The sequence below is a fragment of the Streptomyces sp. NBC_01275 genome, from assembly GCF_026340655.1.
Taxonomy (GTDB): Bacteria; Actinomycetota; Actinomycetes; order Streptomycetales; family Streptomycetaceae; genus Streptomyces.
Map to the genome: position 1 here is coordinate 3411760 of NZ_JAPEOZ010000001.1, position 25074 is coordinate 3436833.

At 73.8% G+C, this 25074-nt stretch carries 24 protein-coding genes; 15 read left to right on the forward strand and 9 right to left on the reverse strand.

From position 1 onward, the window contains the following. Window positions 1-302: 302 nt before the first annotated feature. The 4 genes from OG562_RS14910 to OG562_RS14925 all read left to right on the forward strand — a co-directional run bounded on the left by OG562_RS14910 (window position 303) and on the right by OG562_RS14925 (window position 3915). Window positions 303-2117 (forward strand): GNAT family N-acetyltransferase, encoded by a 1815-nt coding sequence (locus OG562_RS14910; protein WP_266397551.1) that lies wholly within the window; start codon window positions 303-305, stop codon window positions 2115-2117. Further along, window positions 2114-3202: an HAD-IIIC family phosphatase gene (locus OG562_RS14915; protein WP_266397553.1), complete on the forward strand. Its 1089-nt coding sequence runs from the start codon at window positions 2114-2116 to the stop codon at window positions 3200-3202. The genes OG562_RS14910 and OG562_RS14915 overlap by 4 nt, the downstream gene beginning before the upstream one ends. Then, window positions 3199-3477 carry an acyl carrier protein gene (locus OG562_RS14920; RefSeq protein ID WP_266397555.1) on the forward strand — a complete coding sequence of 93 codons (279 nt, stop codon included), beginning with the start codon at window positions 3199-3201 and terminating at the stop codon, window positions 3475-3477. The genes OG562_RS14915 and OG562_RS14920 overlap by 4 nt, the downstream gene beginning before the upstream one ends. 141 nt (window positions 3478-3618) lie before the next feature. Next, a complete protein-coding gene (locus tag OG562_RS14925) occupies window positions 3619-3915 on the forward strand; it encodes a chaplin (RefSeq protein ID WP_266397558.1) in 297 nt (98 codons plus the stop codon). A gap of 103 nt (window positions 3916-4018) precedes the next feature. Here OG562_RS14925 and OG562_RS14930 read toward each other — a convergent pair whose 3' ends face one another. The 8 genes from OG562_RS14930 to OG562_RS14965 all read right to left on the reverse strand — a co-directional run bounded on the left by OG562_RS14930 (window position 4019) and on the right by OG562_RS14965 (window position 9594). Beyond that, on the reverse strand, window positions 4019-4885 hold the full coding sequence (locus OG562_RS14930) for a tyrosinase family protein (RefSeq protein ID WP_266397559.1): 867 nt from the start codon (window positions 4883-4885) through the stop codon (window positions 4019-4021). Further along, window positions 4869-5444 (reverse strand): tyrosinase family oxidase copper chaperone, encoded by a 576-nt coding sequence (locus OG562_RS14935; RefSeq protein ID WP_266397560.1) that lies wholly within the window; start codon window positions 5442-5444, stop codon window positions 4869-4871. The genes OG562_RS14930 and OG562_RS14935 overlap by 17 nt, the downstream gene beginning before the upstream one ends. Before the next feature lie 194 nt (window positions 5445-5638). Further along, window positions 5639-6157 (reverse strand): hypothetical protein, encoded by a 519-nt coding sequence (locus OG562_RS14940; protein ID WP_266397563.1) that lies wholly within the window; start codon window positions 6155-6157, stop codon window positions 5639-5641. Window positions 6158-6331: 174 nt separating this feature from the next. After that, window positions 6332-6982 (reverse strand): vitamin K epoxide reductase family protein, encoded by a 651-nt coding sequence (locus OG562_RS14945; protein ID WP_266397565.1) that lies wholly within the window; start codon window positions 6980-6982, stop codon window positions 6332-6334. Beyond that, a complete protein-coding gene (locus OG562_RS14950) occupies window positions 6982-7485 on the reverse strand; it encodes a DUF5949 family protein (protein ID WP_266397568.1) in 504 nt (167 codons plus the stop codon). The genes OG562_RS14945 and OG562_RS14950 overlap by 1 nt, the downstream gene beginning before the upstream one ends. A gap of 199 nt (window positions 7486-7684) precedes the next feature. Then, on the reverse strand, window positions 7685-7981 hold the full coding sequence (locus tag OG562_RS14955; protein ID WP_266397570.1) for a hypothetical protein: 297 nt from the start codon (window positions 7979-7981) through the stop codon (window positions 7685-7687). 233 nt (window positions 7982-8214) lie between these two features. Continuing rightward, entirely contained in the window at window positions 8215-9081 is an 867-nt protein-coding gene (locus OG562_RS14960) for a hypothetical protein (protein WP_266397572.1), read from the reverse strand. Between the two features lie 273 nt (window positions 9082-9354). Further along, on the reverse strand, window positions 9355-9594 hold the full coding sequence (locus OG562_RS14965) for a chaplin (protein ID WP_266397575.1): 240 nt from the start codon (window positions 9592-9594) through the stop codon (window positions 9355-9357). 294 nt (window positions 9595-9888) lie between these two features. On the opposite strand from OG562_RS14965, the gene OG562_RS14970 reads away from it, so the two are divergent. From OG562_RS14970 to OG562_RS15010, 9 genes are all read left to right on the forward strand, one after another. After that, window positions 9889-11127 carry a DUF3344 domain-containing protein gene (locus OG562_RS14970; protein ID WP_266397577.1) on the forward strand — a complete coding sequence of 413 codons (1239 nt, stop codon included), beginning with the start codon at window positions 9889-9891 and terminating at the stop codon, window positions 11125-11127. A 52-nt stretch (window positions 11128-11179) separates the two neighbouring features. After that, window positions 11180-12457, forward strand: a complete 1278-nt coding sequence (locus tag OG562_RS14975; protein WP_266397579.1) for a glycosyltransferase — start codon at window positions 11180-11182, stop codon at window positions 12455-12457. Next, window positions 12454-13878, forward strand: a complete 1425-nt coding sequence (locus OG562_RS14980) for an exopolysaccharide biosynthesis polyprenyl glycosylphosphotransferase (protein ID WP_266397582.1) — start codon at window positions 12454-12456, stop codon at window positions 13876-13878. Before OG562_RS14975 ends, OG562_RS14980 begins: the two co-directional genes overlap by 4 nt. 9 nt (window positions 13879-13887) lie before the next feature. Beyond that, on the forward strand, window positions 13888-15198 hold the full coding sequence (locus tag OG562_RS14985) for an O-antigen ligase (RefSeq protein WP_266397585.1): 1311 nt from the start codon (window positions 13888-13890) through the stop codon (window positions 15196-15198). Further along, a complete protein-coding gene (murJ, locus tag OG562_RS14990; RefSeq protein WP_266397587.1) occupies window positions 15195-16991 on the forward strand; it encodes a murein biosynthesis integral membrane protein MurJ in 1797 nt (598 codons plus the stop codon). The genes OG562_RS14985 and murJ overlap by 4 nt, the downstream gene beginning before the upstream one ends. Before the next feature lie 67 nt (window positions 16992-17058). Next, a complete protein-coding gene (locus OG562_RS14995) occupies window positions 17059-17751 on the forward strand; it encodes a polysaccharide deacetylase family protein (RefSeq protein ID WP_266409270.1) in 693 nt (230 codons plus the stop codon). Then, window positions 17748-18935: a glycosyltransferase gene (locus tag OG562_RS15000; RefSeq protein ID WP_266397589.1), complete on the forward strand. Its 1188-nt coding sequence runs from the start codon at window positions 17748-17750 to the stop codon at window positions 18933-18935. The genes OG562_RS14995 and OG562_RS15000 overlap by 4 nt, the downstream gene beginning before the upstream one ends. After that, complete coding sequence (locus OG562_RS15005) at window positions 18932-19591, forward strand: lipopolysaccharide biosynthesis protein (RefSeq protein WP_266397591.1); 660 nt, start codon at window positions 18932-18934, stop codon at window positions 19589-19591. The genes OG562_RS15000 and OG562_RS15005 overlap by 4 nt, the downstream gene beginning before the upstream one ends. Beyond that, window positions 19588-20721 (forward strand): GNAT family N-acetyltransferase, encoded by a 1134-nt coding sequence (locus OG562_RS15010; RefSeq protein WP_266397593.1) that lies wholly within the window; start codon window positions 19588-19590, stop codon window positions 20719-20721. The genes OG562_RS15005 and OG562_RS15010 overlap by 4 nt, the downstream gene beginning before the upstream one ends. Window positions 20722-20749: 28 nt before the next feature. On the opposite strand, the gene OG562_RS15015 is transcribed toward OG562_RS15010, so the two are convergent. Further along, window positions 20750-22129: a glycoside hydrolase family 26 protein gene (locus OG562_RS15015; protein ID WP_266397596.1), complete on the reverse strand. Its 1380-nt coding sequence runs from the start codon at window positions 22127-22129 to the stop codon at window positions 20750-20752. Window positions 22130-22366: 237 nt separating this feature from the next. Here OG562_RS15015 and OG562_RS15020 point away from each other — a divergent pair, with 237 nt between their 5' ends. Then, the gene (locus OG562_RS15020; protein ID WP_266397597.1) at window positions 22367-23761 is read left to right on the forward strand and encodes an ATP-grasp domain-containing protein; all 1395 of its coding nucleotides are present in this window, start codon (window positions 22367-22369) and stop codon (window positions 23759-23761) included. Further along, window positions 23761-25005: an NAD(P)-binding domain-containing protein gene (locus OG562_RS15025; protein ID WP_266397599.1), complete on the forward strand. Its 1245-nt coding sequence runs from the start codon at window positions 23761-23763 to the stop codon at window positions 25003-25005. Before OG562_RS15020 ends, OG562_RS15025 begins: the two co-directional genes overlap by 1 nt. Window positions 25006-25074: the final 69 nt, after the last annotated feature.

Sequence of the window (25074 nt, forward strand, 5' to 3'; positions counted from 1 at the left end):
GGGGCGATTTGGCCGAAAATCTTCGGAAGGCATTCCAGAAGGCATTTCGGAAGGCGTTTCGGGAAACAGTCCCCAGACCCCCCTCCGAACGTCTCCGAAAGCCTTTCCGGAACTTTCCTGAATACTCTCGCCGGAAATTCCGGAGGATTTCCTTCGACTCACTCGGATTCGACTGTTCCGCACCGAGTCCGATCGGCTCCCCACCAGCCCGTATACTCGATACTCCCGGAATCCATCAGCTTGCCTGGAGCGGCATTGTGACCAACGCGCGTCGGCACCCTCGGAGCACCACCGCCGATTCTGTGCTCACGGAAGTCGCGGACGCCGTCCGTCTCCAGGAGGGCCCGCCCGGAGTGCGGTCCGTCCTGCGCGCCCTGCGCCGTCTGGCCCCCGCCTCCACCAAGGACCTCAGCCGCGCCACCGGCCTGCCCGTCCCGATCGTGGCCGCCCTGGGCAACGAACTGCGCCGCCGGGGCCTCGTCACCAAGGAGCGCCCCTCCCGGCTGACCGAGGCCGGCCAGGACGTCGTCGCGCAGCTCGGCATGGACCTCACGCTCGACGCCACGTGCCGCACCTGCGACGGGCGCGAGCTGGTCATCCCCGACGTGCTGGACGAGGCCGTACGCCGGCTGCGCGCCCTGATGGAGTCGGGGCCCGCCGCCGACATGGCGATCGACCAGTCGCACTGCACGGCCGAGACCAAGGTGCGCCGGGTGCTGGCGCTGCTGACGGCGGGCGCGCTGCCGGGCGGCTCCCTGCTGCTGATCGGCGACGACGACCTCGTCTCGCTGGCCGTCGCGGTCGTGGGGGACGTACTGGGCGGGCCGATCGTCGAGCGGGTGACCGTCGTCGACATCTCCCCCGAGATCCTCGACTACATCCAGAAGGTGTCCGCCGGCCTCGGCACCCCCGTCGACACGGTCCGGCACGACCTGCGCCAGCCGCTGCCCGAGGCCCTCCACGACCAGTACGACGTGGCGATGACCGACCCGCCGTACACCCCCGAAGGGGCCCGGCTCTTCCTCTCGCGCGCCGTGGAGGGCCTGCGGCCCGGCCCCGCGCACAGCGTCTTCTTCTCCTTCGGCGGCAAGAGCCCGGACGAGATGCTGGAGGTGCAGCGGGAGATCATGGGGCTCGGCCTGATCACCAACGGCTACATCCGCAACTTCAACGAGTACGAGGGCAGCGGCATCCTGGGCGGCGTCGGCTTCTTCCAGCACCTGCTCACCACCAACTCCACCGCGCCCTCCCACCAGGGCGAGTTCAGCGGTCCCCTCTACACCGGCGACAAGCGGACCCGGCAGCGCGAGTACACGTGCGTGGCGTGCGAGGGCAAGGTCCGCGTCGGCCCCGGGGCCCGCTGGACCTCGGTCGCCGCCCTGCGCGCCGACGGCTGCCCCCACTGCGGCAAGGGCCCCTTCCGCCCGGGCCGCCTGGTCCCGGTGGAGGACTCCCCGGCCCTGCCCACGGCCCCGGCCCCCACCGAGACACCGGCTCCGGTACAGGAGGCCCCGGTACAGGAGGCCCCGACGCCGACCCCGGCTCCCGCGGCGGCTCCCGCGCCGGCCCCGGCTCCCGCCCCCACGAGCCGAACGTACGGCTGGAGCCCCCCGGCCGACGACGAGCGTGCCGCCCTCGTCCAGCGGGCGCGGCCGTACGTCACGCGTCAGGCCGACGAGCGGGATCTGCCCGCCATCGGGGAGTTCGAGGCCGAGATCGCCCGGGTCTCCTTCGGCGAGGACGCCGTCGACGACCCCGCCCGGTGGGCGTCCCGGCTGGGCCGTGCCATGGAGAAGTCGAAGGAGGGCATGATCGTCGCCCACGGTCCGGGCGAGCAGCCCGTCGGCTGGTGCTGGGTGAGCATCAACCAGAACGCGATGACCGGCGACCGCTACGCCAACTTCCGCTCCCTGGCCGTGTCCCCGGTGGACAACCGCGGCGACGTCGCCGAGCTCCTGCTCACCGCGGGCCTGGAGTTCTGCCTGGCCAACGGCATCACGGAGGTCGTCGGCCGGGTCCACGTCGGCAACGTCCCGATGCGCACGGTCTACCGCAAGTTCGGCTTCGACCCCACCAGCCTGTCGATGAAGCTGTTCCTGCCCCGGGAGGCCACGTGACCGGCTTCGACGTGGACGGCGTCAAGTGCGTCGTCTGGGACCTCGACGGCACCCTCTGGGACGACGTCGCCGTGGAGACCCCCACCGACGAACTCCCCGCCCCCCGCCCCGAGATGCTCGCCGCGATCGACGCGCTGGCGGGGCTCGGCGTGCTCAGCAGCGTCGCGAGCCGCAGCGCGCCCGCCGTCCTGGACCGGCTGGCCGCCGGGCGCCCGGAGGTGCGGACGCGCTTCCTCGCCCCGCAGGTGTCCTGGCAGGACAAGAGCGAGTCGCTGCGCCGGATCGCGAAGGACCTCGGCATCGCCGTGGAAGCGCTGGTCCTGGTCGACGACTCGCCCTACGAGCGCGCCGAGGTCGAGGCGCTGCTGCCCGGCGTGCGCACCCTCGCCCCCGAGGACGTACCGGAGCTCCTGGCCGCGTTCGAGGGCCGCGAGGTCACCCCCGAGTCACGCGAGCGGGTCCACCGCTACCGCACGGAGGAGACCCGCCGTGCCGAGGGCGAACGCTTCCAGGGCACCCGGGAGGAGTTCCTCGCCTGGTGCGACATGCGGCTCACGATCGGCGCCGCCGCCCCCGACGAACTCCCCCGCGCGCTGGAGCTCGCCGCCCGCACCCACCGCCTCAACTCCTCCGGCCTCACCCCCGACCGGCTGCGCGAGCTGGCCGCCTCGGACGGGCACGAGGTGTACACCGCCCGGATGACCGACCGGTTCGGTGCGTACGGCGTCATCGGCGCCGCCCTCGTCGACCGCACCGCGCCCGCCGTCTGGTCCGTGCCGCTGCTCGCCCTCTCCTGCCGGGTGGCCGGCCGGGGCGCCGCGGCCGCCTTCCTGTTCCGGCTGATGGAACGGGCCCGGGAGGCAGGCGCCGACGAGTTCCGGGTGACCCTGCGCCCGACGGACGCCAACCTGGAGATGCGCATCCTGCTCCGCCAGGCGGGCCTGCGCCGAACGGACGTAACGGACGCGACGGACGCGGCCGGGGGCGCTGCGGATTCGGCGGTCCTGGGCAGGTCCCTCCACGGCGACCTGCCGACACCGCCCCCCTATCTGCATGTATCCGACCGAGAGGACGCCGACGCGTGACGAACGCCCTGGACCGGGCCACGGTGGAGCGCGAGCTCCGTTCGATGATCGCCGAGGCCGCCCGGCTCGACCCTGCCGTGGTCGGGGAACTCCCGGCGGACACCGACCTGTTCGGCCCGCGGATCGGTCTCACCTCGCTGGCCGGCGTGACGCTGCTGGGCACGGTCGACGCCCGCTTCGGCGTGGACGTCGCCGCGCTGGACCTGAGCCTGGACAGCCTGCAGTCCATCGCCACGCTCACCGACTTCGTCGCCGAGCACCTCCAGCCTCTCTAGGCACCCGTCTGTAGGTCATCCCTGTTCAAAAAGGGTGATCCGCACGGACGTGCCGTGACTCGCCCAGGGCGGCGGCGTTGAAGGGGGAGTGCGGCGGCGCGTCCTGCCGTCGCGCGAACCGATCCCCTTAAGGAGAACGTGATGTCTCGCATCGCGAAGGTGGCCGCGGTCGCCCTCGGCACCAGCGCCGTAGTGGTCAGCGGCGCCGGTCTGGCCATGGCGGACGCGGGTGCGCAGGGTGCGGCCGTGGGCTCGCCGGGTGTCCTGTCGGGCAACGTCATCCAGGTCCCGGTCCACGTGCCGGTCAACGTCTGCGGCAACACCATCGACGTCGTCGGCCTGCTGAACCCGGCCTTCGGCAACACCTGCGCCAACGTCAGCGACCACGACGGCGGCGACAAGCACGGCCACGACCACGACCACGGCTACGGCAACTGACGTACCCCGTACGCAGCACGGAGAGAGCCCCGGCACCTCGAGCGCCGGGGCTCTCCCCGTGTTTCCTGATGTCTCCGGGTTCTTCCGGGTGCTTCCGGGCGGGTCAGGCGTACCGGTAGATCCGGCTCGCGTCCTCCAGCTGGTCCGGCGTCACGTCCCATGGGGGCAGCTTCTGGTGGCGGGCGACGACGCGGCCGCGCTGGCGGTCGCCGGGGCCCGGCGGCCCGGCCGGCAGATAGCGGTGGTCGCGGTGGCGGTGCTGCCAGCGGGTCCACACCAGGTCGATGAAGGCGTGGTGCAGCCAGAACACGGGGTCGTTGACGGAGGCGCCGCCGAGCATCGCCCCGCCGACCCACCGGTGCACCCGGTTGTGGTTGCGCCAGGCGACGCTGCCCCGGCCGGTCCCCCAGCCCTCCAACCTGTTGCGGAACCCCCTGGTGACCGTCGAGTCCCAGGGCGAGACGTCGTAGACCGGGTCCTGCAGCGCCCACTCCAGCTCGCTCGGGGTGGGCAGGTCGATGGGGTCGCGGGCGCGGCCGAGGTCCCGGGTGAGGAACTCCCCGTCGGTGATGCCCTCCTTGAGAGGCCAGTCGCCGGTGGAGTAGGCGAACGGCCCGGTCGTCACCTGGTGGTCGGAGGAGCGCCCGTTACCGCCGAGGAGGTCCTTCGTCCAGGGCGCGGAGGTCTTGCCGCGGTCCCGCGTCCAGTCCCAGTACGGCACCGTCACCGAGGAGTCGACCCGGCGCAGCGCCTGCTCCAGATCCAGCAGGAACTGGCGGTGCCAGGGCAGGAAGGAGGGCGCCATGTGGGCTGTACGCAGGTCGCCCTCGCCGTCGGAGGCGTAGTAGTCGATGTGCGTCCGGACGAACTCGTCGTACTCGCCGCGCCGTTTGATCTCCAGGAGCGCCTTCACGAACCGCCTGCGTTCGGCGACGGTGAGCGTGCTGACGTCCTTACGCGTGTAGACCATGGCGTCCCCCCATGTGCGTTCCGTCGTGCGGGTGGCTGCTGCCGGTGGAACCGGTGTCGCGCAGCTTCTCCCCCGGCCCGAGCTCGTCGACGGCGGCCCGGGCCGCGGCCAGCGGGGTGTCGTACGAGCGGTAGTGGTCGACCATGCTCAGCCAGGTGCCGTCCGCCCGGCGCATGAGGTGCAGCGGGCGGCCGTCGACGGTGACCTGCCACCGGGGGCCGGCGGGGGCGCGGTCCGTCGGGGCGTGCTCCGGCGGGGCGAGGACGCCCCGGAGGTGCCGACCGCGGTACACCTCGTCGAACTCGTCGGCCTTGTCGACCCTGGTGTCCGCGGCGGCGTCCTGCGGACCCGGGGGCGGGGACGCGGCGACGACCGGGGCGATGGTGAAGGCGGCCGCCGCGGCGCCGAGCAGCCCGCGCAGCAGGTCGCGCCGGGTGCGCCGGGGGCTCGGGTCCGGACCGAGTCTCCCCGCGCCCACCGGCCTCGCGCCCACGGTGCTCGCGGGGTTCATGGTCACGGATGCTGCGGTCGCGGGTACCGCGTCGACGCTGACGGCCATGGTGTGTGCTCCTCGTCCGGTTCGGTTGTCGTTAGCGGTAACCGCCCGGCGGCCCTCCTGGTCACCGCTCGGCGCCCGAACACCCGTCAGAAGCACGCAGAAGCACGCAGACGTACGCAGACGGGCCCGGACGGCGATCCGTCCGGGCCCGTGGTCGTCCAGAGCCTGCGTCCAGGCGTGCGTCCGGGTGCGCGTTACAGCCCCTGGCCCAGACCGAGGTCCGCGCCGGGCACCGTCTGCAGCACCGGGGTGAGCACGCCGGCCTGCGGCATCTTCAGGTCCGGCAGACCGAAACGGTCGGGGTTGGGCGCGGTCAGCGGAGCGTCCAGGGAGAGGCCCGGGCCCATCGTGCGCAGGTCGGAGGCGGGGGCCTCGAGGCCTACGTGGTTGAAGCCGTCCCCGAGGATCTCCGGCAGCGGGGCGCGCAGTCCCGCGCCGGGCAGCCCGGCGCTGACGGGCAGCTGCGGGATGACCCGCTCCGGGATCAGACGGCCCTCGACATAGCGCGGCCCCTCGGGCGCGCCGGGCATCGGCAGCGGGATCTCGCCGCCGATCTCGGGCAGTTCCACGTTGAGGGACTTCTCGACGCCGTCCAGCGGAACGGGGACGGGGACGGTGCCGACCGCGGCGGCGGGGGTCGCGACGGCGGCGCCGGCCGCGGCCGCCACGCACGTCAGCACTGCGGCGAGGGTTCCTCGGGTGGTCGACTTCATCTCGGGTACGGGCCCTTTCGGAGAAGATCGGAGGAGAGAGCGGAGGAGAACGGAGGAGAACGCAGGAGAACGGACGGGATTCGGGAGGCTGTGCGTCCGTACCTGGTAACGAGCCGGAAAACGGCATCAGTTCACAATTCCCCCGAGCGCAGCAATCGCCCGACAATGGGATGTTCAGCTCGTCCAGAAATCCCACCATCGGGTCAGGATCAGCATCCCGACCACCCCGATGTGCAGCAGCGGCAGCACCCAGGCGAACTCGGCGAAGAACGTCCGCAGCCCGGCCGGCGCCGGCAGGAACCCGTGGCGTACGTCGAGGGAGACGGCGTACCAGAACAGCAGGATCGTGGCGATCCACGCCAGACAGCACCACAGGCACAGCGCGTTGATCCGGTACAGGGACTCGAACTGCAGCCAGGACACGAACCCCACGCCGAACAGACAGCCGCCGGTGAAGGTCAGCCAGTACCAGCGGGGGAAGGCCGCGCCGGCCAGCACGCTCACGCCGACGCAGACGACCACGCCGTAGGCCACCAGGCCCAGCATCGGATTGGGGAACCCGAACGCCGAGGCCTGGTCGCTCGTCATGACGCTGCCGCAGGAGACCACCGGGTTCAGGCTGCACCCGGGCGTGAAGCCGGGGTCCTCCAGCAGTTTGAACTTGTCGAGGGTGATGACCCAGGAGGCCAGCAGCCCGGCCGCGCCGGCGAGGACGAGCAGCAGGGCGTACGCGCGGCCGCCCCCGACGGCGTACGCCCGGCCGCCCTCGACGGTCGGGTGCGCGGGGCCGCCCTCCGCGGTGTGCGCCGGGCCGCCGTGCGCCATCAGCTGCGCAGGCTGCGGGCCGGAAGGACGACGTGGGCCGCGGCCGTGAGGGTCTCGTCGGCGCCCGCGAACGCGGCCAGCGCCTCCGGCTCGACGGGCTTGCCGGGCACGGCCTCGGGCCACGGGCGGGTGGTGAAGACGAGGTAGGCGTAGCCGCGCTCCTCGACCGCCGCGAGCCACTCGGGCGGCGGCACGCACTGGGCGCTGAAGCTCGGCATGTTCAGGACGGCCTGGCCGAACTGAACGAGGAGGGTCACCGGCAGGCCGGGCCGGTCGGCGCCGTCGACGAGGTCGCCGCCGACGGGCAGTCCGTTGTCGGTGAGCATGCGCTCGATGGCGGCGGCCGTCGTCTCGGCGCCGCCGTCCGCCGCGTCGCCGAGGGAGTAGGCGAGGAGGTAGGGCATGTCGCTGCCGCCGGGCGCCTCGCCGCTCCACGGCATCACGACGAGGGTGCCGAGGTCGGCCACGCGGAAGGGGAGGGTTGCGCTGGGGGTTGAGGTCACCGCGCGACCCTATCGGCGGGCCGCGGGGCGTCCGCGCGCGTTCTCACCCGTGCGGAGGACGCCCCGTCGGCGCGCCACACGAACGAGGGACGCGCACCGCGCCTTTCTCGAACAGCACGGACCACGGCACGGACCGCAGCGCCCGGAACACGCCGAGGGCCGGTCCCGTGGCGCACAGGACCGGCCCTCCGGGAACGTCTCAGCCCTGCAGGGGCAGCCCGCCGAGGAGCGGGTTGTGGGTGTTGAGAGCGCCGGTCGCGCCCTTCACGGTGCTGAGCACGGAGTCCTTGTTCTCGGTGTCGAGCGCGTTCGACTGGTGCTGGAGCGGCATCATGTCGGCCGGGTCGATGACGAGCGGGCGGCTGGTGAGGGTGTTCACGGCGCCGTTGAGGCTGGTGGGCGTGAGGTCGGCGGTGCTGTAGGCGAACGCGGGCGCGGCGGCGCCGGCGAGGACCACGGATCCGGCGACGACAGCGGCAGCCTTCAGGGACTTCATCGGGTTCCTTTCTTCGGCGACTCGGCAACTCAAGTCACCACGGGAAATCACCAGAGGTAATTCTGACGTCGTGCTTAACGAGCCCTGCCGGATGCGGAAACCCCGTGCGCGGAATGTTTGCACAGAATGTTTCTGCACCCCGACCGAAAGCCCGCCCGAAAGGAAGGCCGTGCCGGGGTGCAGAAGGTGCGCTGAAGGCGCGCGGAAGGCGCGCTGAATTCGGCGGGCTGCCGTCAGCTCGCCGGGAGCAGGCTTCCGGTCGACAGCGCCGGGGTCGTGACCGGAAGCGCCGGAGCGGTGACCGGAAGCACCGGGGTCGTGACCGGCAGCTCGGGAGTCGTGACCGGCAACTCCGGTTTCGTCACGGGCAGTTCCGGAGTGGTGGTGGTCGGCAGCGCCGGAGTCGTGACCGGCAACTCCGGAGTCGTCGCCGGCAGTTCCGGAGTGGTGCTGGTCGGCAGCGCCGGAGTCGTCGCCGGCAGTTCCGGAGTGGTGCTGGTGGGCAGCGCCGGAGTCGTCGTCGGCAGGCTCGGCAGGGTCAGGCCGACGCTCGCCAGGGTGGCGGCGAGCAGGTTGACCAGGTTGGTCACCACGCCCGTGCCCGCGGTGACGATCCCGCCGACGTCGGCGGAGGTGGCGGCCGCGAGCAGTGCGGCGACCGCGCTCTGCACGGCGGCGACGGCGTCGGCGACGGGGTCGGCGGCGGCCGCCTTCGACCGCGCCTTGTCGGCGTCGCCGCTCTTGGCGGGCTTGGGCAGCGTCGGCGGGGTCACCGGAGCCGCTGCCGTGATCTTGGCGACGGCCTCGTCGACGGCGCCCTTGAGCCGGGTCGCCTGGTCGGCCGAGAGCTTGCCGTCGTCGGCCTTGAGGACGCCGTCGAGGGCGTCGGTGACCGGTTTGAGCACGCCGCCGAGATCACCCAGACTCTTGGTCTGGGCGAGGAGCGCGTCCGCGCCGGGGACGGGCGCACCGGTCGCCGCAGCGGTGCGCCCACGAGCCGTGTCGCCGTCGGCCGCCAGGGCGACGGGGGCGGCGATGCCGAGGACGAGAGAGGCGCAGAGTGCGGTGGAAGCGATACGCCGTGCGGGCAGCCCACGCATGGGAGTTCCTTTCGATGGTGCTCGGGTCCTGAGCCCACCGTGCGAGGGCCTGTAGCACTCCGCAACAGATCGACTGCATGGCGTAACCGTGACGTGACCGCCCGATGCCGCATCGCCCCTGGTGGGGCCCGCCCCGGGCCGTCCGTCTGAGCTCGCCGGCCCGTGCCCCCATCCGAGGCGCATCCAAGGAACGCACGCGAGGAGCACACGCGAACGGCCGCCCTCCTGGCGGGAGGACGGCCGTTCGACGTAGCGCGTCGTGACGTCGTGACGTCAGTCGTTGACGCAGGTGTTGCCGAACGCCGGGTTCAGCAGGCCGATCACGTTGACCGTGTTGCCGCAGACGTTGACCGGAACGTGAACGGGAACCTGGATCAGGTTGCCCGACAGCACGCCCGGGGAGTGCTCGGCGATGCCGTTCGCGCCGCTGTCGGCAGCGGCGATGCCGGAGGCGCCGGCGACGGCCGCGGCGGCAACGGAGGTCAGGACCAGGCCCTTCGCGATACGCGACATGGAGAGGTGCTCCTTGGGGTTTTGACACAAACACCCGGGCGGGGATGCCCGGCGCTGAAGTCAACGCGCGGTACTCCCCGGGGTTGTGCCGCCAATGGAGTGACGTCCCGCCAGGCCGGTTTCACGATTCCGACACACTTGACCGGTTTCGACGGATTAGTCCCTACACCTACTAGAGTTGCGCCCCGTCCGACGTATCCCTATTGCCAGCAAATCGCACCGCAGTTCTCCGCCTCACGGTCTCCTCCGACCCGCTCCCGCTCCACGGTCTTCTTCGAAAGGGCACCGCCGGTCATGCGCAATTCCCTGGGTCCGCTGCTGCGCCGCGCGACGGTCGGCGGGCTCGCCCTCGTCTCGATCTGGACGCCGGGCGGGGCCCTGGCGGCCGGTGCACCGCCCTCCGCGGAGGCCGAGAGCGTCCCCTTCGCGCAGCGCTACCACGCCAGGCAGCACGGCGGGATCGTCCGCGCGGCCAACGCGGCCGTCAGCTGCCGCACCGCGCCGACGACCCGAGCGGACGCAGCGGTCCCGGCGGTGTCAGCGGTCCCAGCCGTCCCAGTGGCCCCGGCGGTGTCGGCGGTGTCGGCGGTGTCGGCGGTCCCAGCCGTCCCAGTGGCCCCGGCGGTGTCAGCGGTCCGGGCGCTCTGGGCGGCCCCGGACTGTCCGGCCGTGCGGGAGGGACAGGCGGCCGTCAACGGCGACTTCGACATGTTCTACGTCGACGTCGACAGCGACCCCAACACCTACAACTCCTCCCAGGCCGAGGTCCGGCTCCCGGGGGGCGCGCAGGTCACGTACGCCCGGCTGTACTGGGGCGGCAATCTGCGCGTCGGCGAGCAGAAGCCGCCCGAGGACAACGGGCGGGTGCTGATCGCCGAGCCGGGCGGGCAGTACAAGGAGGTTCTCGCGGACACGCTCGTCGGGCACCGGGTCAACCAGAGCGCCGACGCCTTCCAGGCCTCTGCCGACGTCACCGGCCTGGTGCGCTCCAGCGGCCAGGGCCTGTACACGGTCGCGCAGATCAACGTGGCCATGGGAAGGTCCACGGCCGGCGCCTGGGGCGGCTGGACGCTGGTCGTGGTGTACGAGAACCCGGCGGAGCCGCTGCGGGACCTCTCGCTCTGGGACGGCTTCGGCCCTCTCGGCGCCGGCGCCGGGCACGAACTCCGGCTGCGCGAGCTGGACATCCCCCAGGGTGCGTACGGCCGGGTCGGCCTGGTGGCGTACGACGGTGACTGCGGCCGTTCGGGTGACTCGCTCACCCTCTCGAGCGATTCCGGGGCGGCCTCGACGCTCACCAATGCCGTCAACCCGGCGGACGACGTGCTGAACTCCACGATCAGCGAGCCGGGGGAGGCTCCGGCGGCGCGTGTACCGGCGTACGTCAACACCCTCGGCTACGACTCCGATGTGTTCGATCTCGGCGAGGGATTGCGGCGCGGCGGTGACCAGCTGACCGTCCGGCTCGTTTCCCACCGGGACGCGGCGTGGGCCGGGGCGCTCTTCGTCGCCGTCGACACACGGACGAATTAGTCAGGCGCGTTCCGCCCGTCCCGAGCGCCACCGTGAGCGAGGAAACCGCGCCATGCACCAGCCAGAACCCGACGTAGGAACCCGGGTCCTGCACCTCACCCAGCCCGTGGACGGCGGGGTCGCCCGGGTCGTGTCGGACCTGACGCGGGCCCAGCTCGCCGCCGGTCTGCACGTCACCGTCGCCTGCCCCGACAGCGCCCTCGCCGAGGAGTTGCGCTCGCTGGGCGCGGACGTGCGCAGATGGCAGGCGACCCGGTCGCCGGGCCCTTCGCTCCCGGGTGAGGTACGACGGCTCGCGCGCGTGCTCGACGAGGCGCGCCCCGAACTGGTGCACGCCCACAGCGCGAAGGCCGGGCTCGCCGGACGGCTCGCGGTGCGCGGGCGGATCCCGACCGTGTTCCAGCCGCACGCCTGGTCCTTCGAGGCGGTCGGCGGGGCCACCGCGGCCCTCGCCCTGCGCTGGGAGCGGTTCGGGGCGCGGTGGGCCGACCGGCTGGTGTGCGTGAGCGAGGCGGAGCGCACGACCGGGCTGCGCGCCGGGATCGCCGGGCGGTGGAGCGTCGTCCCCAACGGCATCGACCCCGAGCGGTTCCGTCCGGCCCCCGCCGCCGACGCCGTACGGGCCGCTCTGCTGCCGGATCTCGAGGCGGGCGCGCCGTTGGTGGTGTGCGTGGGGCGGCTGTGTCGGCAGAAGGGGCAGGACGTGCTGCTCGACGCGTGGGCGGACGTCCTGCGGAAGGCGCCCGGTGCGCGGCTGGCGCTGGTGGGCGACGGTCCCGACCTTGCGGAACTCCGAGCCCGCGCCCCGGAGTCCGTGCGGTTCGCCGGGGCGGTCGCGGACGTCGCGCCCTGGTACCAGGCCGCCGATCTGGTGGTGCTGCCCTCGCGCTGGGAGGGTATGGCGCTGGCCCCCCTGGAGGCGCTGGCCTGCGGGCGTCCCGTGGTGGTGACCGACGTGGACGGCGCCCGGGAGAGCCTGCCGGCCGCGCTCGCGCCCCGCTGTCTGGTGCCCGCCGAGAACCCGGCGGTGCTGGCCGCAGCGGTCGCGGAACTGCTCCTCGACCCGCCGTTGCGGGAGTCGCTCGGCAGACAGGGGCGCCGGCACGTCCTGTCCACGCACGACGTGCGGGGCACGGCCCGGGCGGTCGCGGGCGTGTACGGCGCGCTGCTCACGGCCGAGAAGCCCGAGACGACCGCGGACGCCGAAGCCGAGCCGCGCGTCGCGTCCGCCCAGCGCCTCCCCCAGAACCCCACCCAGAGGCCCGCCCCGTGCCCCAGCCAGTGCTCAACCGAGTGCACCACCGAGTGCAGGGAGTCCATCCACTCGTGACTGCGGAAAGCACCGTCCCCTCCCCCGGCGCGCAGCCCGGATACTCGTCCGTCTCGGTCTTCCCCCGGCGCGAGAGCGCCGCGGGCTTCCGGTTCCCCGCCAGACATCCCCCCGTGCGGCCCGCCGCGCCGCTGCCCCTGCTGCTCGCCGACGGCCTCGCCGCCGCCGTCGGCGCGTCCGTGCTCGTCGCGGCGGGGCACCGCCCGCTGCTGGTGGCCCTGCTGGTCGCGGCGACGATGCTGCTGCGCCCGCAGCGCCCGCGCCCGGTGGTCGGCGTACTGGACGAACTGCCCGTCCTCTGCGGCCGGATCGCGGTGGCCTGGCTGGCGCTCGGCGCGCTCGCCGCGGTGTGGCACCCGGCGCACCCCTTCTCGGCGCACACCCTCCTGCTCGGCTTCGCCGCCCAGACCGCGGTCGACGGCGCCGCCCGGTCCGTGGTCCATCTGAGCCGCCGCCGGGAGCTGCTGCGCCGCCCGCGCTCCGCGCTCGTCATCGGCCCGGCGGCGACCGCGCAGCGGGTGGCCGCCGCCGTGCTGCGTCACCCCCGCTCCGGGATGGAGCCGGTGGGCGTGGTGGCCGAACGCCCCGACGGCCCCGAAGGCGCCGACGAACTGCCCGTGCTGACGACCGGTCAGGAGGTGCAGCGGGCCCTCATCCAGAACGGCGTCCAGGAGGTCCTGTGCGTCCACCCGGCCGTGCGCACCGTCCAGGGCCCGCTGCTGCGGGCGCTCGCCGAGTCGGGCTGCACGGTGTGGGAGGTCGACGCCGAGACCCCCTCGTACACGAGCCGCGAGCAGCTCGCCGGGTTCTCCTGCCGACGGCTGGACCTGGGCCGCAGACGGCGGGGCAGCTTCGGCAAGCGGCTGATGGACGTCACCGTCTCCGGGGCCCTGCTGCTGCTGGTCAGCCCGCTGCTGCTGGGGTGCGCGACGGTGCTGCGGCTGACCGCAGGGCCGGGGGTGGTGTTCCGGCAGGAGCGCATCGGCATGGACGGGCGTCCGTTCACCCTGCTGAAGTTCCGCACCCATCGTCCGGTCGACGAGCACGAGGCCGCGACCCGCTGGAGCGTGGCGGGCGAGCGGGAGATGAGCCGTTTCTGCCGTTTCCTGCGCCAGACCTCGCTGGACGAGCTGCTCCAGCTGTGGAACGTCCTGCGGGGCGATATGAGCCTGGTCGGCCCGCGCCCCGAACGCCCCTACTTCGTCGGCCAGTTCAGCCAGAGCTACCCCGGCTACGCGGCCCGTCACCGGATGCGGGCCGGCATCACCGGCCTGGCCCAGATCCACGGACTGCGCGGCGACACCTCGATCGAGGACCGGGCCCGCTTCGACAACGCGTACATCGACAACTGGTCGCTGTGGCAGGACGTGTGCATCCTGCTGCGCACCGCGGCCGCCCTCGTGCGACCGACCGGGAGCTGAAACCGACCGATGAGTCTCGCCCTGCCCCTCCCCCGCGCCCGGGCCTGGTCCCCGGTGCTGCCCGTCGTGGCCGTGGTCGCCCTGCTCGGCCTGCCGGCCTCCCCCGGCGGCGAGGGCGGCGCGGGCCCGGCCGACGCGCTCTCCGCGCTCGTCGTCCTGTTCTGCGTACTGCGGCTGCTGCGGCAGCGGCGGCGGCCCCTGTCCCGTACGGCCGCCGTGGTCCTCGGGCTGCCGGTCGTCGGGCTGGCGCTCGCCGCGATGGGCGCGTCCTCGCCGGGCGCGGGGCTGACCGGCCTCGGCCGCTATCTCCAGGTCTTCGTCCTCGTCCCGACGGCCGTGCTGCTGCTCGTCCGCGACCGCCATGACTTCCGGGTGCTGGCCTGGTCGTTCGTGGGGCTCGCGGGGTGGCAGGGGGCGGTCGGCGTGCACCAGTTCGTCACCGGGACCGGCGCCTCCTACCAGGGCGAGGACATCCGGGCGGTCGGCACCTTCGGACCGCAGGACGTGATGGGCATGGCGACGGTCGTGTCCTTCGGGCTGATCTGCGCGGTGGGGCTGGCCCTGGGCCGGACCTCCGTACGGCAGCGGGGCGTCGCCGCGGCCTGCGCGCTCGCGCTGTTCGTGCCGCTCGCCCTCTCCTTCAGCCGGGGCGCGTGGATCGCGACCGCGCTGACCTGCACGCTCCAGCTGGCGCTGGCCGGAGTGCGGCGGGCGCTGAAGGTGGGCGCCGTGGCGGTCGCGGCCGGGGTGATCCTGGTGGGCGGCTTCGGCGTCGGCTCGGCGATGCTCCAGCAGCGCATCGGCAGCATCACCCAGGTCGCGGACGCCCCCGACCAGTCGGTCACCGACCGGTACACGATGTGGGCGGCCGCGGTCGGCATGTGGCGGGCGCAGCCGCTGACCGGCGTCGGGCTGAAGGGCTTCCCCGAGCACCGGGACGCGCACGCCTCGCTCGCGCTGTCCTCCGGCAGCGACACCGCGGGCGCGGGCTCCGGCTTCGTCAAGCAGCCGCTGCTGTCCCCGCACAACATGTATCTGCTGGTCCTGAGCGAACAGGGCCTGATCGGACTGCTCGCCCTCGCGGGCGGCTGGCTGGCGATGCTGGCGTGCGGGCTGCGCGGCTGGTGGCGGGCGCGCGCGTCCGCCGCCGGCACGGGCCTCGACTGCGCGCTCGTCGCCTGCGGACTGCTCCTCTGGCAGCTCGTCGACTTCATGTACGCCGACATCGGCGGGCCCTCGACCGTGCTGACCGCCGTCGTCCTCGGGCTCGTGGCCTGGTGGGCGCTGGTGGGCAGCGGCCGGAAGGCGCTGACCCGATGACGGCGACGCCCGCCCGGACACCTGGGACGCCCGGGACACCCTCGACACCCCCGACGCCCCCGACACCCCCGACACCCCGGACCGACGGGGCCACGGGGGCCGTACCGTCGGCGCGAGCCGCGGCAGGGGCGGCGGAGGCCGTGGAGGCGGCAGGAGCCGCGGAGTTCGGCGAGGGCGGATCCCGAAACGCCGAGGGCGGGCCGACGGGCGGCAGGGCCGAACTCCCCTCCGTCTCCCGGAACTTCCTCGCCAAGGCCGCTCTCGTCACCGCCGTCCTCTCGGTCGCCGGGGCCCTGCTCGGCCTGGTCCGGGATCAGGCGCTGGCCCGGCTGTTCGGGGCGGGCAGCGACACGGACGCCTTCCTCGTGGCGTGGACCGTGCCCGAGTTCGCCTCGACGCTGCTCATCGAGGACGGGCTGTCCTTCGCGCTGATCCCGGCGTTCAGCATGGCGCTGGCCCGGCGCTCCCAGGGCGCCCCCGGGGACCCGGTCCGCGCCCTGGTCGCCGGCACGCTCCCCCGGCTGTCGCTGGCCTTCGTCGCCGTCGGCGCGCTGCTCATCGGCACCGCCCCCCAGCTGGTCGAGGCCCTCGCCCCCGGGCTGCCCGACCCGGCCCTCGCCGTCGACTGCACCCGGCTCACCGCGACCTGCGTGGTGAGCTTCGGGCTCGCCGGGTACTGCAGCGCGGCCCTGCGCGCGCACCGGCGGTACGTGGCGCCGGCGGCGATCTACGTGGCGTACAACACCGGGATCATCACCGGGATGTTCGTCCTGGGCGGGCACTGGGGGGTGCGGTCGGCGGCGGCCGGGGTGGCGGTCGGCGGGCTGCTCATGGTCGTCGTGCAACTGCCTTCGCTGTTGCGGCAGTTGAGGAAGCGGGGGGCGGCCGGGGAGGAGGCGGCCCCGGGCGAGGAGGCGCGGCCGCTCGACACCGCGCTGCTCGCGACGGTGCTGCTCTTCGCGTTGTGCCGGCAGTCCCAGGTGCTCATCGAGCGGTTCCTCGCCTCACATCTGCCGGCCGGGGCGATCTCGCATCTGAACTACGCGCAGAAGGTCGCCCAGATGCCGATGATCTTCTCGGTGATGGTGTGCACGGTCACCTTCCCGGTGGTCGCGCGGGCGCTGGCCGAGGGGGACACCGAGCGGGCCCGGGGCCGGGTGGAGCGTGATCTGTCGCTGGCCGCGTGCATCGTGCTGCTCGGCACGGCCGCGGTCGTGGCCTGCGCCCCACAGATCGTCGAAGTCCTCTTCCAGCGGGGCGCGTTCACCGCGCGGGACACGACGGCGACGGCGGGCGTGATGCGCGTGTACGCGCTCGGGCTGCTCGGCCAGACCCTGGTCGGCGTACTGGTCCGCTCCTACTTCTCGGCGGGCCGCGGCTCCTGGTACCCGGTGGGCGCGATGGCCGCAGGGATCGTCCTGACCGCCTGGATCGGCGCGCTGACCGTCGGGCCCTGGGGCGTGTACGGGATCGCCGCCGCCAATGCGACCGGCATCACCGTCACCGCCCTGGTGCTGCTGGCCGGCATGGGCCCGCGCAGCGTCCCGATCAGCACCCGGGGCGTGCTGCGCGAGCTGAGCCGGCCGGTGCGGGCCGCCGTCGTCGCCGCCCTCGCCGGGGGTTTCGTCGCGGCCCGGTTCGCCGGCCCGCTGTCCGGGCTCGCCGCCGGGGGGCTCACCGTCACCGCCGTGTTCGTCCTGCTCGGCCGGGCCCTGGGCGCCCAGGGCATCGCCTGCGCACTCCGATCCGTACGTTCCGCGACCCGAAGGCTGCCTCATGCCCCTTCCCGTTGACGCTGTCGGCGCCGCCGGCACTTCTGCCGCCTCTCGCGGCGTCGGCGCCAGAGTCCCCTGGGTGGCGATGTACCACTCCGTGGGCGACTGCGCCGACGACCCGTACCGCATCACCGTCGCCCCCGAACGGCTCGACCGGCAGCTGGCCTGGCTGCGCGGGCGGGGTCTGCGGGGCGTGTCCCTGGCCGAGTTGCTCGCCGCCCGCGCCCGGGGCGAGGGCCGGCGGCTGGTCGGGCTGACCTTCGACGACGGGTACGCCGACTTCCTCACCGGCGCGCTGCCCGTCCTGCGCCGGCACGGCTGCACGGCCACCCTGTTCGTGCTGCCCGGCCGGCTCGGCGGCGAGAACGCCTGGGATCCGCTGGGCCCGCGCAAGCCGCTGCTGACCGCCGACGCCATCCGGCAGGCCGCCGCCGAGGGCGTCGAGATCGGCTCCCACGGGCTGACCCACGTCGACCTCACCCGGGCCGACGACCGCACCCTGAACGCGGAGACGGCCGAGAGCCGCACCGCCCTCGCCGAACTCCTGGACGCCGAGGTCGCCGGCTTCTGCTACCCCTACGGGACGATCGACCAGCGGGCCGTGGCCGCCGTACGCGACGCCGGCTACGCCTACGCGTGCGCGATCGACCCCGGCCCGCTGAACGGCCCGCACGCCCTGCCCCGCGTGCACATCGGGCAGAACGACACCGCCGTACGGCTGTTCCTGAAGTACCGGCTGCACCGGCTGCGTCGGCGTCCCGTCGAGGGGCTGCGGTGAAGGCGCTGCACGTCATCACCGGGCTCGGGGTCGGCGGGGCCGAGCAGCAACTGCGGCTGCTGCTGCGGCACTTGCCGGTCGAGTGCGATGTGGTGACGTTGACCAACCCGGGGGCGGTGGCCGACGGGCTGGCGGCGGACGGCGTGCGGGTCGTGCACCTCGGCATGACCGGCAACCGCGACCTGGCCGCCCTGCCCCGCCTGGTCCGCGTCATCCGCTCCGGCGGCTACGACCTCGTCCACACCCACCTCTACCGCGCCTGCGTGTACGGCAGGCCGGCGGCGCGGCTGGCGGGCGTGCGGGCGGTCGTCGCCACCGAGCACTCCCTGGGCGACTCGCAGATGGAGGGCCGCAGGCTGACCGCGGGGGTCCGCGCGCTCTATCTGGCCAGCGAGCGGCTGGGCCGGTCCACCGTCGCGGTCTCCCCCACGGTCGCCGAACGCCTGCGGCGCTGGGGCGTTCCGGCCCCCCGGATCGAGGTCGTGCCCAACGGCATCGACCTCGCCCGCTTCCGCTTCGACCCGGTCGCCCGGCTGCGCACCCGAGCCCGCCTCGGCCTGCCCGACCACGCCTACGTGATCGGCGGCATCGGACGGCTGACGGCCGGCAAACGCTTCGACGTCGCCGTCCAGGCCCTCGCCCGACTCCCGCAGGACTGCTGGCTGTTGCTGGTCGGCGGCGGCCCCGAGGAGAACGTGCTGCGGCGCACCGCGCAGGAGGCGGGGGTCGCCGACCGCGTCCTGTTCACCGGCGAACGCCCCTACGTCCCCGACGGCGCCCCCGGCCCGGACCTGCCCTCCCTCGCCGCCGCCATGGACCTGTTCGTCTCCCCGTCCCCCGAGGAGACCTTCGGCCTGGCCGTGGTGGAGGCGCTGGCCTGCGGACTGCCCGTCCGCTACGCCTCCTGCCCCGCCCTCGAGCACCTGCCCGCGCAGGCCGCGGCGGGCGCCCGGCGGGTGACCGGCGGCGTCGAGGCGTTCGTCCGCGCCCTGGCCGAGGCCCGCGCGCAGGGCCCCGGCCCGCGCACCGCGCCCGACGCCGCCCACCACTACGACATCGCCCGCAGCGCCGCCCAGCTCATGGACGTGTACGCGGCCGCCGTCTCCCCCCAGCAGCCCCAGCAGCCTCTGTCGCCTCCGTCGTCCTCGTCGCCCCCGTCATCCCAGGGAGTCGCTTCCTCATGACCGAGAACTCCGCCCGGGCCCACCGCCCGACCACCGCCCTGCGCCGCGCCAAGGCGCTCCCGCCGTGGTCCCTGCTCGCGGCCGGCGCCGTCGCCGGCGGCCTGCTCGGGGGCGCGTACGGCGTCGTCAAGCCGCCCGTGTACACGGCCACCGCCTATGTCGTCGCCGTCCCCACCGCGAAGTCCGACCCGGCGTCCGCGCTCGGCTTCGCACAGGCCTACGGACGGGTCGCCACGCAGCTCGCGGTGCTCGGGGACGCCCAGGTGTGGGCGGGCGTGCCGGCGCGGACGCTGCAGCAGAACGTGCAGACCGCGACCTCGCCGGACGCGCCGATGGTCGCGATCACCGGCACCTCCTCGCGCCCCGACCTGGCCGCCGACATGGCCAACGCCGTCTCCCGCTCCCTGACCCAGCACGCCAGGACCACCCGGGCCACCACCAACGTCGAGCTCCAGCAGTTCGCCCGCGCGGTCCGGCCGACCAGCCCCTCCTCGGCCTCCCCGGCGGTGACCGGACTGGTGGGCGCGTGCGCGGGCGGGCTCCTGGGCGGGCTGGTGCTGCTGGTGCGGCCCCGGCGCGCCCCCCAGGAGGAGGCCGCCCGTCCGGCCGCCGTGCCCGGTCCGGCCCTCGCCGCCGACGCCCACGGGGCGCTGTGAAACCGACGTACGCGTGCGCGACGGGCCTCGTCACCGAACTCGTGACCGACGAGCGGGCCTTCGCCGACCTCGCCCCCGCCTGGGGCCGGCTGTACCGGCGGTGCGCGAGCGCCACCCCGTTCCAGAGCCACGCCTGGCTGCACTCCTGGTGGCTGTCGTACGGCAGGCGGGGCCGGCTGCGGCTGCTGGTGGTGCGCAACGGCGGCGAACTCCTGGCCGTCGCCCCGCTGATGGCCGTACGCAGACCGCTGCCCGCGCTCGTGCCGCTGGGCGGGGCGATCTCCGACTACGGGGACGTCCTGGTCGACGACGAGCACGGCGAGCGGGCCGTCGCCGCGCTCACCGAGGGTCTCGCGGCGGCCGCCCGCACCGCGCTGATCGACTTCCGCGAGGTACGGCCGGGCGGCGCGGTGGAACAGGTCTACGAGCACTGGCGCGGGCCGCGGCGACGGGTGAGCGACTCGGTGTGCCTGGAGCTGCCGGCCGTGCCCATGGACGAACTGCTGGCCAGGCTGCCCTCGGCGAAGGCCCAACGGGTCCGCGCCAAGCTGCGCAAGCTGACCGCGCTGGGCGTCGAGCGGCAGGTCGTGTCCCCGGAGGACGTGGACTGCGCGCTGCGTCGGCTCATCGAACTGCACCGGTTGCAGTGGCAGGGGCGGAAGGTGACGGGCGAACACCTGCGGGCGCGGTTCTGCGAGCACCTGGTGCGCTCGGTGGGGCCGATGGTGCGCTCCGGGGACGCGGTGGTCACCGAGTTCCGGCTCGACGACGACGTGGTGGCCGTCGATCTGACCCTGCTGTCGCGGCGGCTGGCCGGGGGCTACCTCTACGGCGCCCATCCCCGGCTGCGCGAACGCAAGGCGGACGTGGCGGTGATGCTGCTCGACGCCTGCGCCGAGCACACCCGGGGCGGCGGGCGGGCCGCGCTGAGCCTGCTGCGCGGCAACGAGCCGTACAAGCACCACTGGCGGCCCGAACCGGTCGTCAACCAGCGGCTGTTGCTGGCCCGTCGGCGCACCGCCCCGCTGCTGTCGGCGGCCGTCTGCGACGTGGTCGCGCGGCGGCGGGGCAAGGAGTTGCTGCTGCGTCTGGAGCAGCGGAAGGAGCGCGACGGTGGCGGCGGGTCCTGACGCGGGCCTGCCGCCACCGCACCGCGGCTCACCGGTTGCGCGACCACCAGTCCAGACGTACGCACAGCCTGCCGCCGAGCCAGTGCTCGACCCAGTCGCCGAGCTCCAGCGGGGAGCAGTTCGCCGGGGGCTCCGGCGTGCCGGGCGTCGTGGGCCGGCCGGTGGGCACCGGAGTCGTCGGGTCCACGGGCGCCGGGATCGACGGCGCCGGCTCGTCGGTGCGGCCGGACAGGAGCGAGCGGTAGACCGCGGTCGACTGCGGGTTCTGCCGGCACTGGAACACGCCGTGCGGGCAGTAGTCGGTCAGCGTGTTGTACAGCGCCTGGTGCTCGTCCATCCAGGTGAGCATGCGCCGCATGTATGCGGCGTTGTCGCCGTTGCGGAAGAGTCCCCATTCAGGATAGGAGATGGGCTTGCCGTGGGATTTGGCGAAGTCCACGTGTTCCTGAAGTCCGTAGGGCTCTTTCACCTGTTCATCGAACGAAAGTCCGGTCGGCTGGTCGTAGGAGTCCATTCCGACGATGTCGACCGTGTCGTCGCCCGGGTAGCACTCGGTCCAGGGAACGGCGTCCCGGCCGCGGGTCGGCGTGAAGTCGAACCGGAATTTCTGGCCCGGCACCGACCGCATGGTCGTCACGATCCGATTCCAGTACGTCTTCCAGGCCTCCGGGTCCGGCCCGCAGCGGTGGGTGTACGTGGTGCCGTTCATCTCCCAGCCGAGCACGATCACCGTGTCCGGCACCTCGAGTCGGACCAGCCGCTCGGCGAGGGCCTTGAAGTGGTGATCGAACTCTCCGGCCGCGCCCTGCCGCAGCAGCGTGCGCACGTCGGCGTCGGAGACGCCCTCCTCGTTGCGCTCCAGCATGGGCACGTTGAGGACGAGCATCCGGTCGTCCTTCTCCCGCCGCCAGTCCGCCCACACGTCGAGGAAGCCGGGCGGGCCCTCGATGCTGCGCCACCGGTCGCCCGGCAGGTAGGTGTGGCCGACCCGCAGCTCCGCACCGCCCAGCCACTCGCTGAGCTGCGCGATCCGCGCGACGCCCCGGGCGCCGTAGTCGAGGTAGGCGCCGAAGGCGGGGACGGGCTTGACCGGGGTCACGGTCACGGGCGCGGGCACGGGCACCGGCGGCGGCTGGACCGGGGTCGTGGGCAGCGCGGGCGTGACGGGGATGTCGGGCGTCGCAGGGGTGTCGGGGGTCGCGGAGGTCGCGGAGGTCGCGGCCGGGACGGTCGCCGCGGGGGCGTCCACTGCGGGAGCGTCCACTGCGGGAGCGGGAGGATCGGCGAACCGCCCCACCCCCGCGCCCGCGGCGAATCCAGGTCCGGACGCCAGCGCGGCCGAGGCCGCGACCGCCGCCGCGACGACGGCCAGCCGCCAGGACCGCGTGCGTCGCTGCTGTGGGGTCATGCCTGCTCCTTTCTCCACTCTGGTGCTGCTCGCGCTCTTCGCGTTGTTCGCGTTGTTCGCGTTGTTCGCGTTGTTCGCGTTGCCGGTGCTGATCGCGCTGTAGCGCCTGGGGCATTCGCCTTACTGACGCCCTGTCATATGAAAGTCACACGAAAAGGAATTACGCCACCGCCGCTACGGCTTTCGAGTGTCCTGATCGCCCATACCGGTGACCTGAAACGAAGGACCCTGAGAAAAATGCCCGTGTCGCTGCTCGACACCCGCGTCCCCGCCGTCCTCCTGCGAATCGACCAAAACCCCTTTCACCACGGAACGCTGGGAGCCGTGCGCTCGCTCGGCCGAGCCGGCGTGGACGTCCACGTCGTCGCCGACTCGACGGGAAGTCCCGTACGCATGTCCCGTTTCGTACGCCAGTTGCATCCCCCGCCGCCGCCCGGCGCCTCCCACGACGACATCGCCGCCGTCCTGCTGCGAGTGGCCGCCCGCATCGAACGGCCCGCCGTGCTGATCCCGATGGACGACGCGGGCGCGGTCGCGGTGAGCAGGCTGCGCGAGGAGCTGGCGCCCGCCTATCTGCTGCCCCAGCAGCCGGGGGCGGTGCCCGAACGGGTCGCCGACAAGGCGGAGCTGGCCGGGCTGTGCGCCGCGGCGGACGTGCCGCACCCGCTGACGGTGGTCCCGGACAGCGCCGCGCAGGCCGCCTCCGACGCCTGGCGCCTCGGAATGCCGGTGGTGGCGAAGTGGAGCCGTCCCTGGCTGCTGCCGACCGGAACAGGGCTGCGCAGCACGGTCGTCGTGCGCTCCGCGCAGCAGGCGCGCGAACTGTATCTGCGCACCGAGGAGGCCGGCAGCAGACTGCTGCTCCAGGCCTTCCTGCCGCCGGGAACGGACCTCGACTGGTTCTTCCACGGGTACGCCGACCGCTCCGGCGTGGTCCACGGCGGCGGTCCGGGCCGCAAGCTGTGCGCCTGGCCGCGCGGCGCGGGTCTGACGGCGGTGGGCGAGTGGACCGAGAACCCACAGGTGCGGGCGCTGGCCGAGCGGCTCACCGGCCGAGTCGGCTACCGGGGCATCTTCGACCTCGACTTCCGCCGCTGCGCCACGACCGGCGACTACCACCTGCTCGACTTCAACCCACGCCCCGGCGCCCAGTTCCGGCTCTTCGCCGACGCGGGCGGGCTGGACGTCGTACGGGCGCAGCACCTGGATCTGACGCACCGTCCGCTGCCGGAGCCGGCGGCGTTGCCGGGGCGGGCGTTCGTGGTGGAGAACTACGCGCCGCTGGCCGCGCTGCGCCGCGCGCCCCGCGGCCGCGAGCTGGCCTGGCACGCCCGTGACGACACCGCTCCCGGGCGGGCGATGTGGGGCCTGTGGTGCACCCATGTCGGCCGCCGACTGCTCGACCGGCTGCGCGGCACCAGCGCGGCCGGAGCGACGGGTGCGCCGGGTGCGCCGGGTGCGGCCAGGAACCGACCCCATGTGGTCCGCCAGACGCCGTCGCCGTCGCCGTCCCCGTCTCCGGCCGAGGTGACGGATGCGACGGGAGCGACCGGTGTGGCCGGCATGCCTGGTGCAAGCGGTGTGGCCGATGTGGCCGAACCGACCGACGACGAGAAAGCGAGCAGCTGCTGATGTACGACCTGCTGGTGGTGGGCGCGGGCCCGTACGGCCTGTCCATCGCGTCCCATGCCGCGGACGCGGGGCTGAGCCTGCGCGTCTTCGGCCGGCCGATGGCCTCCTGGCGCGACAACATGCCCCGCGGCATGTTCCTCAAGTCCGAGCCCTGGGCCTCCAACCTCTCCGACCCCGGGGCCCGTTGGCGGCTCGACGCGTACTGCGCGACCCAGGGCGTGACGGCCCGGCACGGGGAGCCGATCCCGGTGGAGATGTTCGCCGAGTACGGCCTGTGGTTCGCCCGCAACGCCGTCCCCGAAGTGGACGAGCGCACGGTGACCCGGATCGTCGCCCGGCCCGGCGGTTTCGAGGCGGTCACCGAGGACGGCGAGACCGTGCAGGCCCGGACCGTCGCCCTCGCCGTCGGCGTCATGCCGTTCGTCGAGATCCCGGCCGCCCTGCGCGGACTCTCCCCCGGCCTCGTCTCGCACAGCAGCCACCACGGCGACCTCGACCGCTTCCGCGGCCAGGACGTCACCGTGATCGGCGGCGGCCAGGCGGCCCTGGAGACGGCGGCCCTGCTCGCCGAACAGGACACCCGCGTCCGGGTGTTGGCCCGCGCCGACCGGCTGTGCTGGAACGACGTGCCGCCGCCCTGGGAGCGCCCCTGGTGGCAGTCGGCCCGCTCCCCGCACAGCGGCCTGGGCCCCGGCTGGCGCAACTGGTTCTACTCCGAGCGGCCCGGCCTCTACCGCAGGCTCGCGGAACCGACCCGGGCGCGCATCGCGGCGACGGCGCTGGGACCGGCGGGCGCGTGGTGGGTGCGGGACCGGGTGGAGGGCGCCGTGGAGGTGCGCCTCGACCACGAGGTGACGTCGGCGCGGGCGGTGCCGGGCGGGGTGCGGCTCGAGGCGACGGGGGCGGACGCCTTCGAGACCGAGCACGTGATCGCGGCCACCGGCTTCAAGGCGACCCGGGACCGGCTCGGGCTGCTCGCCGGCGAACTGCGCGGCGCGCTGACCACGGTGGCCGACGGCTCGCCCGAGGTGGGCCGGGACTTCGAGTCGTCCCACCCCGGTCTGTTCCTGGCCGGTCTGCTCACGGCGGCCGGCTTCGGCCCGTCGATGCGCTTCGTCCACGGCGCGACCTTCACCGCGGGAACCCTCGTCCGAGGAGTACGGCGCCGACTGCACACCGGCGTCCCCAGCGGTGCGATCCCGGCCCCGGGACGACACGGGGCGACGGAGGCGGTACGGGGCTGAACGGGACGGGACGAGCGCGGGTGCCGGACGCGAAGGCGTCCGGCACCCGGGTGCGTTCGGCGGAGGAAC